Annotated in this window: 9 protein-coding genes; 8 read left to right on the top strand and 1 reads right to left on the bottom strand. The window is 66.3% G+C overall.

The genetic code is table 11. The annotated features are described in order from the left end of the window. The 8 genes from A5906_RS44115 to A5906_RS08240 all read left to right on the top strand — a co-directional run. The coding region (locus tag A5906_RS44115; RefSeq protein WP_430642362.1) for an outer membrane protein at window positions 1–204 on the top strand (204 nt) is incomplete at its 5' end. A gap of 68 nt (window positions 205–272) precedes the next feature. After that, complete coding sequence (locus A5906_RS08270) at window positions 273–863, top strand: glutathione S-transferase family protein (protein WP_080135225.1); 591 nt, start codon at window positions 273–275, stop codon at window positions 861–863. Window positions 864–879: 16 nt separating this feature from the next. Beyond that, entirely contained in the window at window positions 880–1,344 is a 465-nt protein-coding gene (locus A5906_RS08265) for a GNAT family N-acetyltransferase (protein ID WP_080134725.1), read from the top strand. 157 nt (window positions 1,345–1,501) lie between these two features. Then, window positions 1,502–1,708, top strand: a complete 207-nt coding sequence (locus A5906_RS08260; RefSeq protein WP_080134724.1) for a hypothetical protein — start codon at window positions 1,502–1,504, stop codon at window positions 1,706–1,708. Between the two features lie 79 nt (window positions 1,709–1,787). Then, window positions 1,788–2,960, top strand: a complete 1,173-nt coding sequence (locus A5906_RS08255; protein ID WP_080134723.1) for a phosphoserine transaminase — start codon at window positions 1,788–1,790, stop codon at window positions 2,958–2,960. Between the two features lie 127 nt (window positions 2,961–3,087). Beyond that, complete coding sequence (serA, locus tag A5906_RS08250; protein WP_080134722.1) at window positions 3,088–4,677, top strand: phosphoglycerate dehydrogenase; 1,590 nt, start codon at window positions 3,088–3,090, stop codon at window positions 4,675–4,677. A 235-nt stretch (window positions 4,678–4,912) separates the two neighbouring features. After that, complete coding sequence (locus A5906_RS08245; protein WP_080134721.1) at window positions 4,913–6,085, top strand: thiolase family protein; 1,173 nt, start codon at window positions 4,913–4,915, stop codon at window positions 6,083–6,085. 309 nt (window positions 6,086–6,394) lie between these two features. Beyond that, window positions 6,395–7,939 (top strand): FAD-dependent monooxygenase, encoded by a 1,545-nt coding sequence (locus A5906_RS08240; RefSeq protein WP_080134720.1) that lies wholly within the window; start codon window positions 6,395–6,397, stop codon window positions 7,937–7,939. Between the two features lie 212 nt (window positions 7,940–8,151). On the opposite strand, the gene A5906_RS08230 is transcribed toward A5906_RS08240, so the two are convergent. Beyond that, the gene (locus A5906_RS08230; RefSeq protein WP_080135224.1) at window positions 8,152–11,514 is read right to left on the bottom strand and encodes a PAS domain-containing sensor histidine kinase; all 3,363 of its coding nucleotides are present in this window, start codon (window positions 11,512–11,514) and stop codon (window positions 8,152–8,154) included. Between the last annotated feature and the right edge of the window lie 559 nt (window positions 11,515–12,073).

Below are 12,073 nucleotides of genomic sequence, written 5' to 3'. Positions count from 1 at the left end.
CCCGCCGGTTCAGACACACTGTCCAGGACCGAGCAGCGCACCAATAGCTTCATGTACGGGTGGACGGCCGGCATCGGCGTCGAATACGCGTTCTGCGGCAACTTCCTCCTGCGCGGCGAATGGGAGCATGTCGGCTTCTCGAACGTGAAAGACATCACCGTCGGCCTGAACAACTTCCGCGCCGGTCTAGGCTACAAGTTCTGAGCGCGCATGCGGCCGGTTGACAGGGCGGCGTCGTCCTGATGCTCTGTCGCTCCAACGGGGCGGCGGCGATGAAAATCTACGGCGACGGCAATTCCGGCAATTGTCTCAAGGTGAAGTGGGTCTGCGACAAGCTCGCGATACCCTATCATTGGATCGAGATCGACACCCGCAAGGGCGAGACGCGCACGCCGCAATTCCTCAGGATGAACGGCGCCGGCCAGGTGCCGACCGTCGAATTCGACGACGGCCGCACACTGGCGCAGTCCAACGCCATCATCCGCTATCTCGCCCGCGACAGCGTCCTCATTCCGCGCGATGCCTTCACTGCGGCCAAGATGGATGAATGGCTGTTCTGGGAGCAGTACAGCCACGAGCCCTATATCGCGGTGTGCCGCTTCCTCATCGTCTATCTCGGCAAGGATGCCTCCGAGCTCGATCCCGAAAAGGTCAAGCGCGGCTATGCGGCGCTCGACCGCATGGAGCAGCATCTTTCCACCAGCCGTTTCTTCGCCGGCGACGAGGTGTCGCTCGCCGACGTCTCGCTGCTCGCCTACACCCGAGTGGCGCATGAAGGCGGCTTCGATCTCGGTCGCTATGCAGCCACCCGCCGCTGGATCGGCGAGGCCGAGGCCGTCCTCGGCTTGCCCTCGGCACGCTGAGCCTGGAGTCTCCCATATGAACGATAAGTCCATCTCGATCCGTGACGCGCGGCGCGAGGACGTCCCGGCGATCGTGGCGATGCTCGCCGACGATCATCTCGGGCGCGGCCGCGAGCGAGTGGAGGAGCCGCTCCCCGCCGCCTATTACTCCGCGTTCGAGCGGATCGAGCGCGATCCAAATCTGACGCTCGTCGTTGCCGAGAGCGAGGGCAGGGTGGTCGGTTGCCTGCAACTCGCTGTTCTCTCAGGCATCAGCTCGCAAGGCGGCATCCGCGGTCTGCTCGAGGACGTGCGCGTTGCTTCCGATTGTCGCAGCCGCGGCATCGGTGAGCGGTTGGTGCAATGGGCTGTGACGGAAGCAAAGGCGCGCGGCTGCAATCTGGTCGAACTGCTGACGCATCAGACGCGTGTGGATGCGCAGCGCTTCTACAAGCGGCTCGGATTTGCTGCGAGTCACGTCGGCATGACTGTCCGCTTTTGAGGCAGGACATGACGAGCGTTGCGCGATCAGCGAAATCGGATCGCGCGTTCGTTCATCTTAACAGCTGATAAACTACCCCTCCGTCGTTCACGTGGACGCAGGAACGAACGGTGCTACGCAGCGTCAGACACCGGGCTCGGTCGGTTCGGGGATTTCGATGACAAGCTATTCCATGATCAAGGTCGGCAACGACTACGTTGTGCAGGCCAACGACAAGTGCATTTTGAAAGTCGGCAGCCGCCGTCGTGCCGCGCAATTGATCAGCGAGGCCACGGACTTGCTGAACGCGCTTGCCGCCGTCGAATCCCCGGAAATCGCGCCCGAAGCGCCTTCACTCCAGCGTGAGACGCCCGAACTTCCTTGACTGGTCTTCCCGTTTCCCGTATCAGCCGCGGCGGGACACCTCCCCCCAACGGGAGGCTTACTATCTGGAAGGGTAGATCATGACTGTAGCGAAGCCCGCTTCGCGGCCGACCGTGCCGCATTTTTCCTCCGGCCCCTGCGCCAAGCGCCCCGGCTGGAACGCCCAAAATCTCAAGGACGCAGCGCTCGGCCGTTCGCATCGTGCGAAGGTCGGCAAGACCAAGCTCAAGCTCGCGATCGATCTGACGCGCGAAGTGCTTGAAGTGCCGGCCGATTATCGCATCGGCATCGTGCCGGCCTCCGATACCGGCGCGGTCGAGATGGCACTGTGGTCGCTGCTCGGGGCAAGGCCCGTCACCACGCTCGCCTGGGAATCCTTCGGCGAGGGCTGGGTCAGCGACATCGTCAAGGAATTGAAGCTCAAGGACGTCACCAAGCTCAACGCTGGCTATGGTGAGATCCCCGACCTCTCCAAGGTCGATCCCAAGAGCGACGTCGTCTTCACCTGGAACGGCACCACCTCGGGCGTGCGCGTCCCGAACGCCGACTGGATCAGCGCGACCCGCGAAGGCCTGACCATCTGCGACGCGACCTCCGCCGCATTCGCACAAGCTCTCGACTGGGCCAAGCTCGACGTCGTCACCTTCTCCTGGCAGAAGGCGCTCGGCGGCGAAGCCGCGCACGGCATGCTGATCCTGTCGCCCCGCGCGGTGGAGCGGCTCGAGACCTACAAGCCGGCCTGGCCGCTGCCAAAGATCTTCCGCATGACCAAGGGCGGCAAGCTCAACGAAGGCATCTTCGTCGGCGAGACCATCAACACGCCGTCGATGCTCTGCGTCGAGGACTATCTCGACGCGCTGAACTGGGCCAAGTCGATCGGCGGCCTCAAGGCGCTGATCGCGCGCGCCGACGCCAACACCAAGGTGCTCGCCGACTGGAAGGCGAAGACGCCCTGGATCGACTTCCTCGCCAAGGACGCCGCGATCCGCTCCAACACTTCGGTGTGCCTGAAGTTCACCGATCCCGCGATCACCTCGCTCTCGGACGACGCGCAGGCGGAGTTCTCCAAGAAGCTGGTCGCGCTGGTCGAGAAGGAAGGCGCAGGCTACGATTTCGCCTATTACCGCGATGCGCCCGCCGGCCTGCGCATCTGGTGCGGCGCCACGGTGGAAGCGAAGGACGTCGAGCTGCTGACGCAGTGGATCGACTGGGCCTTCGCCGAGACCAAGGCGCAGCTCGCCAAGGCGGCCTGACGCGCTCCAACTCATTCTCGTCATGGCCGGGCTCGACCCGGCCATCCATCGATCAAGTAGGATGGACCCGCGGGTGAAGCCCGCGGATGACGTTCCGTAAATGCAGCTCGCACCACGGATCATCCCCATGACCAAACCCAAAGTTCTCATTTCCGACGCGCTCTCTCCCGCCGCCGTGCAGATCTTCAAAGACCGCGGCGTCGAGGTCGACTTCCAGCCCAACCTCGGCAAGGACAAGGACAAGCTCGCCGAGATCATCGGCAATTACGACGGCCTTGCGATCCGCTCCGCGACGAAGGCGACGGCCAAGATCCTGGAGAAGGCGACCAGGCTGAAGGTGATCGGCCGCGCCGGCATCGGCGTCGACAATGTCGAGATTCCGGCCGCCACCGCCAAGGGCATCATCGTGATGAACACGCCGTTCGGCAATTCGATCACGACCGCCGAGCACGCCGTCACCCTGATGCTGGCGCTCGCCCGCGAGATCCCGCAGGCCGACGCCTCGACCCAGGCCGGCAAGTGGGAGAAGAACCGCTTCATGGGCGTCGAGATCACCGGCAAGGTGCTCGGCGTTGTCGGCTGCGGCAATATCGGCTCGATCGTCGCCGACCGTGCGCTCGGACTGCGCATGAAGGTGATCGCGTTCGATCCGTTCCTGTCGCCGGAGCGCGCCAAGGACATCGGCGTCGAAAAGGTCGAGCTCGACGATCTCTTGAAGCGCGCCGATTTCATCACGCTGCACACGCCGCTGACCGAGAAGACGAAGAACATCATCGACGCGGCCGCGATCGCCAAAATGAAGAAGGGCGTGCGCCTGATCAACTGTGCCCGCGGCGGTCTCGTCGACGAGCAGGCGGTGGTCGATGCGCTCAATTCCAAGCACATTGCGGGCGCCGCCTTCGACGTCTTCGTCGAGGAACCCGCGACCTCCAACGTGCTGTTCGGCCATCCCAACGTGATCTGCACCCCGCATCTCGGCGCCTCCACCACGGAAGCGCAGGAGAACGTCGCGCTCCAGGTCGCCGAGCAGATGTCGGATTACCTGCTCACCGGCGCGATCTCGAATGCGGTCAACTTCCCCTCGATCACGGCGGAAGAAGCGCCGAAGCTGAAGCCGTTCATCGCGCTTGCCGAGAAGCTCGGCTCGTTCGCCGGCCAGCTCACCGAGAGCGGCATTCTCAAGGTCGAGATCACCTATGAAGGCCACGTCGCCGAGATGAAGATCAAGGCGATCACCTCCGCGGTGCTGTCCGGCCTGCTGCGGCCGATGCTCGGAGAAGTCAACGTGGTGTCCGCGCCGATCGTCGCCAAGGAGCGCGGCATGGTGGTGGACGAGATCGTGCGCGCCGCCCAGAGCGACTATGAGAGCCTGATCACCGTCACCGTCGCGACCGAGCGCCAGGAGCGCTCGGTTTCCGGCACCGTCTATCACGACGGCAAGCCGCGCCTCGTCGACGTCAAGGGCATCCGCGTCGACGCCGAGTTCGGCAAGTCGATGATCTACGTCACCAACGAGGACAAGCCTGGCTTCATCGGCAAGTTCGCAAGCCTCCTGGGCGACGCCAAGATCAACATCGCCACCTTCCATCTCGGCCGTGTCGCCCCCGGCAGCGATGCCATCGCCCTCGTCGAGGTCGACGGCGCGGTCCCGCCCGACCTGCTCGCCAAGGTGCAGGCGCTGCCGCAGGTCAAGCAGGCCAAGGCGCTGACGTTCTGACAGGTCGTCATTCCGGGGCGATGCGAAACATCGAACCCGGAATGACGAGATTCCGGGTTCGGCACTGCGGGCCGTCCCGGAATGACGATCATCATACCATATATTCCGACCCGCGGAACAACAGCGCCGCCCTCCCAGCGAGGGCGGCGTTTTTATTTCTCCCGCACCCGCCAATCTTTGTGTACCAATGACGGCAGGACGCTCCGTTCAAAATCGTTCGACAAGGGAGAAAACAATGCGTGAAGCCGTCATCGTTTCCTATGCGCGCACGGGCCTCGCAAAGTCCGGCCGCGGCGGGTTCAACATCACGCCGCCGATGTCGCTCGCGGCGCACGCCATCCATCATGCGGTCGATCGTGCCGGCGTCGAGAAGGACTATGTCGAGGATTGCTATCTCGGCAATTGCGCCCACGGCGCGCCGAACATCGGTCGCCAGGCCGCGCTGCTCGCAGGGCTCCCGAAGACCACGGCCGGCGTCTCGGTGAACCGCTTCTGCTCCTCGGGGCTGCAGACCATCGCGATGGCCGCCAACTCGATCCGCTCTGACGGCGCCGACTGCATCGTCGCCGGCGGCGTCGAGAGCATCTCGATCCCCGGCGGCGGCTCGCCGAAGGAATGGGTCGATCCGGAACTGCTCAAGGTCGCGCCCGATATCTTCATGGCGATGATCGACACCGCCGACATCGTCGCCGAGCGCTACAAGCTCAGCCGCGAATACCAGGACGAGTTCTCGCTGGAATCGCAGCGCCGCATGGCCGCCGCGCAGCAGGCAAACAAGTTCAAGGACGAGATCGTCCCGATGAAGACGAAGATGAAGGTCGTGGACAAGCAGACCAAGGCGGAGAGCATCGTCGACTACGTCGTCGATCGCGACGAATGCAATCGCCCTGACACCACGATGGAAGGATTGGCGAAGCTCGAGCCGGTGAAGGGCCCCGGCAAGTTCGTCACCGCCGGCAATGCCAGCCAGCTCTCGGACGGCGCCGCCGCCGTCGTGCTGATGGAAGCCAAGGACGCCGAGAAGCGCGGCCTGAAGCCGCTCGGCCGCTTCGTTGCCTGGGCGACCGCCGGCTGCGAGCCGGACGAGATGGGCATCGGCCCGGTGTTCGCGATCCCGAAGCTCCTGAAGCGCACCGGGCTCAAGATCGACGACATCGACCTGTGGGAGCTCAACGAGGCCTTCGCCAGCCAGTGCCTGTATTGCCGCGACCAGCTCGGCATCGATCCCGCCAAGTACAACGTCAATGGCGGCTCGATCGCGATCGGCCATCCCTTCGGCATGACCGGCGCCCGTCTCACCGGCCATCTGCTGCAGGAAGGCGCGCGGCGCAAGGCCAAGTGGGGCGTCGTGACGATGTGCATCGGCGGCGGCCAGGGCGGCGCCGGCCTGTTCGAGATCTACAGCTGATCCGAGGCGCAGACATCTGAAAGGCACGGTGCCACGAGCGCCGTGCCTTTTTCGTTGCATGCCCATCGCCGCGGAGCTATATCGCTCGCGTCGGAAAAGGCAGACTTGGTCTGGTCAGCCCAAGTCCTTTCGGTAACGAGGTCCCTTCGGAAACGAGGTCGCTTCGGTGACGAAAGCTCTGGTCTTTGGCCTTGTGCACGAGATCCCCACGACGAACAGCGGGCGCCCTTTGGGCGCTCAATCGTTCGTCCGTGTGATTCTCGAAGCTCTGGGAACGCTCCGGTCGAACATCGACTCGAGGAGCGTCTCATGCAAACCCGATCCACTGATATCTACGACGTCGTCATTGCCGGTGCCGGGCCTGTCGGCCTGTTTCTCGCCTGCGAGCTGCGGCTCGCCGGATTTTCGGTTCTGGTGCTGGAACAAGCGCAAGACCCGCATTCGGCGCTGAAGCAGCTCCCGTTCGGCCTGCGTGGCCTTTCGATCCCGACAACCGAGGCGTTGCACCGGCGCGGCTTGCTGGACGAGATCCTGGCCGCGCAGCGCGCGAAGTCAGGCGCGATCAAGAGCGCCGCGCACTGGATGCAGCAGCCGCGCAAGCCCGCAGGTCATTTCGCCGGCATCCAGTTCTATCAGGACGACGTCGATGCCGCGCAATGGCCCTGGCGCCTGCCGACGCCGGCCGATGCCGGCGTCGCCGTCGAAATGGACACGCTCGAAACCGTCCTGGCCGCGCGCGCAAGCAGCCTGGGCGCCGACATCAGGCGCGGTTTGGGCGTGAGCGCCGTTGCCGCCTCCGACGACGACGTGACGGTGAAGGCCGCGGACGAGACCTTTCGCGGACGCTGGCTTGTCGGCTGCGACGGCGGCCGCAGCACGGTGCGCAAGATCTGCGGGTTCGACTTCGCCGGAACAGACCCTGAATTCACCGGCTATTCCATCGAGGTCGCGTTGAGCGATCCGGAGAAACTCAGCCCCGGCCGCAACTACACCCCGGCGGGCATGTACACCTACGCGCAGCCCGGGACGATCGCGATGGTCGATTTCGACGGCGGCGCTTTTCATCGCAGCGCGCCGATCACATTGGATCATGTGCAAGAGGTCCTGCGCCGCGTCTCCTGCACCGACGTGACCGTCACCGCGCTTCGGCTCGCGTCCACCTGGACCGATCGGGCGCGTCAGGCATCCACATATCGCAAAGGACGCGTGCTGCTCGCGGGCGATGCCGCGCACACCCATTCGCCGCTGGGCGGTCAGGGCCTCAATCTCGGTCTTGGCGATGCGATGAACCTGGGCTGGAAGCTGGCTGCCACGGTCCGCGGTCATGCCCCGCCAGATCTCCTCGACACCTATGCTCATGAGCGGCATCCCGTCGGCGCACAAATCCTCGACTGGTCGCGCGCGCAGGTCGCCATCATGAGGCCGACGCCGAGCAGCCGCGCGCTCCACGCGATCATCCGCGATCTCGTCGCAACAAGAGACGGCGCGACCTATTTCGCCTGTCGGGTGCGCGGCGCCGCGCTCCGCTACGATCTCGGCGGCAGCCATCCGCTCGTCGGCGGCAGTGTTCCCGAATTCGAACTCTCTGACGGCACGACGGTCGGAGAACGTCTCAGGAAGGCGAAAGGCCTCTTGCTGGACTTCGACGCGCGTGCGCCGCTTCAGACGCTTGCACTTCGCTGGAGTGATCGGATCGCGTATGTTGCAGCCGAGCCCCGGGATCGGCTGGGCCTGAGCGCGCTGCTGGTGCGGCCCGACGGCTTTGTTGCGTGGGCGAGCGACGGCGCGTCCGATGATGACGAAGCCCTCCAGGCCGCGTCGCGTTGGTTCGGCGAGCCCATCGCGCTCGGATGAGGTGCGCGCGGCGTAAGCTTGCACTGTAAGGGGCGCGCCGCTCTCTCGCTCCCTCTCCCGCTCGCGGGGGAGGGACGGGGAGGGGGTGTCTCCGCGACGGGATTATCAGCGGTCTCTCGAGAAAATCCCCGGGGGGCGAGAGCCCCCACCCGGCGCTTCGCGCCGACCTCCCCCGCAAGCGGGAGAGGTTGCAGCGAGCTCGCTGATAGAGCCTACGCCCCCGCCGTCACCGGCGCGAACACCACTTCGATCAGCGTGCCGGAATTCCCGGAGCTCTTGATGTTGAACTGGGCGCGGTTGGCTTCGACCAGCGCTTTGGTGAGCGACAAATTGAGCGCGGAACTGTCTGCGGCATCGCCGGGCGGCGGGGTGCGGAACGGCTCCATCGCGGCGGCGAGCTCGCGCTCCGAGAGGCCATGGCCGGTGTCACGGATGCGTAGCGCGATCTCGCCGCGGTCGGTCATCGCGGTCGAGACGATGACCTGGCCGCCGGCGCTCGCCAGCCGGATCGAGTTCGAGATCAGGTTCATGGTGATCTGCCGCATCGCGCGCGCGTCGGCCGTCACCTGCGGCAGCGCATGGGCGAGCGAGGTGCGGATGATGATGCGCTCGCGGTTGGCCTGCGGCTGCATCACCACGACGCAGGCCTCGACGAGGTCGTTGAGGTTGAGGTTGGCGAAGGTGAGGTCGAGCTTGCCGGTCTCGATCCGCGACAGCTCCAGCAGATCGTCGATGATGGCGATGACGCGCTCGCCGGAAGCGCGGATGTCCTTCATGTACTCGCCGTAGCGCTCGTTGCCGAGCGTGCCGAAGCGCTCCGAGATCATCACCTCGGCGAAGCCGATGATGGCATTCAGCGGCGTCCGGATCTCGTGGCTGATGCGCGCCAGCATGTCGGCTTTCGCATTGGCGGCTCCGTCGACGAGGCGGCGGGCCTGCGTCAATTCGCTCTCGCCCTTCTTGCTCTGCGAGAGGTCGCGGAACACGGCGAAGAAGTTGGGACCGTCGGGCCGGGTGCGGCCCATGATCATGGCGAGCGGAATGACGCCGCCCTTCTTCTCGCGTCCCAGCACCTCGCGGCCATGGTCGAGCAGGCTGGCGATGTCCTGGCTCTTCACGCTGTCGAGATAGTCGGCGACGATTTGCTGGCTCTCGGGCGCGAACAGCGTCGCCAGGTTCTGCTCGAGCAGCGCCTCGCCGTCATAGCCGAACAGCGCCTCGGCGCTGCGGTTGCAGGCGTGGATGTTGCCTTCGGCATCGAACATGACGATGCCCTCGGCCGTGGTGTCGAGGATCGCGGCGAGATCTTCGGCGTCGGCGTCGCCGGCCGCGGGCTCGAGATCGGGCGCGTAGGGAAAGGATTCTGGGACGATGGGCTCGGCAACGACCGGCGGCGCAGCGACAGCAGCGGGTGCGGCTTGCGGCAGCGCGCAGATCAGCGCATGCGCGCTGTCGCCGTCCCAGTCGATGCTGTGCAGATGCGCGTCCGTGGTCGGCAGCGGCGCTTCGCCATTGGCAAGCGCCGCGCTGATCGTCACAGGCGTGCCGCCTTGCGAGGTGCTGCTGGCCGACGATACGCCCGGCTCGACATAGAGCGCGTCGAGCCCGCCGGCATGCTCCAGCGCGCTGAGGCTGTCATAGCCCATGCGCGCGAGGAACGCCGGGTTGGCATAGAGCAGGCGGTCGAGGCGATAGATCAGGATGCCCGTCGGCAACAGGTCGAGCAGCGTGCGGTCGCGCAAGCTCGTGCCGCGCGCCGGCGGTACTGCCTCGGTCAGCCATTCGGCCGGCGCATGCGGCGGCAGAGGCTCGGGTTCGGGCTCGGGCGGCGGCGGCTCAACTGTGACCTCCGCAGCCGGCGGCTCTGCCGCGCTGGCCGCGGTGCTCTCGCGCTCGCGTTCGAGCCGCTCGGACAATTGCCGCGCCAGCTCGTTGAACGCGCTGTTCTCGACCGGCGTCAGCGTCGGCGGTCTGGTATCGCCGGGGCTGCGGAACGGCACGACGTTGGGGGGCGTTTCCACTGGCGTTTCCGGATCGGTTGGGTGTGAATTCGCGTCGTTGACGGGCTCGGGCAGTTCAGGTTCGGGCGTCGGCTCGGGCTCAGCTGCCGGTCGCTCGATCGGCGGCGGCGCCGCGGCCTCTGGCACCAATTCGGGCGCAGGCTCCGGCTCGACGATCTCGGCGGATGGGCCTTGCGGCGCGCCGAACAGCTCGAAGCGGCGCAGCGCATCGAGCCGGTTGAGGCCGTCGAGATCGCGGCAGACGCCAAAGCCGCGGAAGCCCGCAAAGTTGCGATCGCGGTCGTAGACCGGCAGGGCGGCGAGCTCGACCGGCAGATGCTCGCCGCCGTCGGCCGGCCAGTTCACGGTGATCCCGGCCCAGGTGTCGTGGCTTGCGAGCGCCTGCGCCACGCGGCCCTCGGGGTCGAGCGAAAACTGGTCGGCGATCTCGCGCCAGGGGCGGCCGAAGCCGGCGGCGGTGTGCGCGCCCATCAGGCGGATGAACTCGTCCGAGCCGAGCACGAAGCGGCCTTCCGCATCCATCTGCCAGAGGAAGCGCAACGGATGCTGGCGCGGCGCGGGCGACTCTGCGGGCGCGGGCGGCGGCTCGACCATGCCTGATGTGATCGGCGCGGCCTGCGGCGGCACAATGGCCTCCAGGTGGTTTTCAACCGGAGTCTTTGGCGCGCTGTCGCTGGCTTCGGTCGTCTCCGCGGCATCCGCGTCAGGCACTGCGGCGTCCTCGATCGATGCGATCTCCGAGGCCTGCTCGCTCGCAGCAAGCGTCTCGTCCGGTTCGGCGAAGGCATCGAACAGCGCAATTCCGGAGGCCGCCTCGTTCGACCGCGCAGGCTGTACATCGTCCGGCACCGTGGCCGGAGGTGCCGGCGCCTCGGGCGCGGCATCCGCGGCCGCTGCTTGCGCGGCCGCCGGCTCGATCAGCGCGACCAGGCCGACATCGGCGCCCGTGCCGACCCGCTGCAGCACCATCTGGCCGATGCCGATCGGCGTCTCGACGCGGCCGCGCGCGAGCGCATCGCTGCGGGCCTGCTCGAGGCCGGCTTCGTCGAGGTCGCGGAAGCCGAGCAGGGAGCGGGCGGCCTCGCTGGCGCCGACGAAGAGGCCATCGGGCGCGAACGCCGCCATCGGCACCTTCGCAGCCGCCACCAGCCGATGCAGCCGCTCGACCAGCGGCATCGATTGCCCGGTCGGGTCCAGCGCGGTGACGAGCACGCCGTTCTTGCCGTCGGCAAAGTCGAGCCGCGCGCAGGCGCAGGTCATCAGCGTGCCGAGCCGGGCGCCGAAGCCGCGCAGCCGCTCCAGCCGCACGGCGCCGCTCACCGGCAGCTGGCGGGCGAGCCGGGCGACCTGGCGGCGATGGCTGTCGGCGGGGCCGAGGATCTTCTCGGCGAGCGCTGCGGCATGGGCCGCGCCGAACAGTCTTGCGCCGACCGGATTGGCCCACAGCACGCGGCTGCCGTCGACCGCGAACAGCCAGGTGGCGAGCGGCGAGGTCGCATGCACGGCCAGCCGCGGATCGCCCACGCCTCGCAACTGGAAATCCGAACTACTCATCCAACCCGGCTTCACGTCTCGCTGTCGGCGTCTCAAGGGGCCGGCTGCCGGAATGACAGCCTTAAGAAAGGGTTAGTATTGCCCGCGCGCGCCGGCAGGTCCACGGCCCCGCCCGGAAAGAGGAGCCCAAAGCCGCGATAACCTTAATCCGGTAGAACTCGCAAGCAGGAGCGAGACTGCATCCGCAGGATTCGCGGGGTAGAGCGAACGTCAGGCCGGCTGTCGAGGCCGGATGCGGCATCCCTGGCTCGCCCACAACGCATCCTTCGAAACGACCGCCGAAGGCGGGCCCTCAGGATGAGGGCGGAGCGCGTGGAGGCGGTTTCAAAAGGGGCCAAGCTGCTCAGCCTCATCCTGAGGAGACCGCGAAGCGGTCGTCTCGAAGGACGAGGCGCTTGCTCAGACTTGTCTCCCCGCACCAGATTACCTCAACCTCGGGTTCCCCTCTCCAGGAACTTCGCCCTCTCCGGGATTAAATTTCGCGCCGCACCCGCCGGATGCATTGCGCTGCACAATGTTGACATGTTAAGCAGCCACAATACTGGGCGCTGGGGCGAGT

This window comes from Bradyrhizobium sacchari, from assembly GCF_002068095.1.
GTDB lineage: Bacteria > Pseudomonadota > Alphaproteobacteria > Rhizobiales > Xanthobacteraceae > Bradyrhizobium > Bradyrhizobium sacchari.
The sequence above is the reverse complement of the archived record's forward strand: the minus strand, read 5'-3'. Positions and strand labels throughout refer to the sequence as shown.

What these genes read in the sequence shown, in the direction of transcription:
- A5906_RS08255 (WP_080134723.1), top strand. Translation starts at nt 1,788, where the DNA reads ATGACTGTAGCGAAGCCCGCTTCGCGGCCGACCGTGCCGCATTTTTCC.
- A5906_RS08260 (WP_080134724.1), top strand. Translation starts at nt 1,502, where the DNA reads ATGACAAGCTATTCCATGATCAAGGTCGGCAACGACTACGTTGTGCAG.
- A5906_RS08265 (WP_080134725.1), top strand. Translation starts at nt 880, where the DNA reads ATGAACGATAAGTCCATCTCGATCCGTGACGCGCGGCGCGAGGACGTC.
- A5906_RS08230 (WP_080135224.1), bottom strand. Translation starts at nt 11,514, where the DNA reads ATGAGTAGTTCGGATTTCCAGTTGCGAGGCGTGGGCGATCCGCGGCTG.
- A5906_RS08245 (WP_080134721.1), top strand. Translation starts at nt 4,913, where the DNA reads ATGCGTGAAGCCGTCATCGTTTCCTATGCGCGCACGGGCCTCGCAAAG.
- A5906_RS08270 (WP_080135225.1), top strand. Translation starts at nt 273, where the DNA reads ATGAAAATCTACGGCGACGGCAATTCCGGCAATTGTCTCAAGGTGAAG.
- serA (WP_080134722.1), top strand. Translation starts at nt 3,088, where the DNA reads ATGACCAAACCCAAAGTTCTCATTTCCGACGCGCTCTCTCCCGCCGCC.
- A5906_RS08240 (WP_080134720.1), top strand. Translation starts at nt 6,395, where the DNA reads ATGCAAACCCGATCCACTGATATCTACGACGTCGTCATTGCCGGTGCC.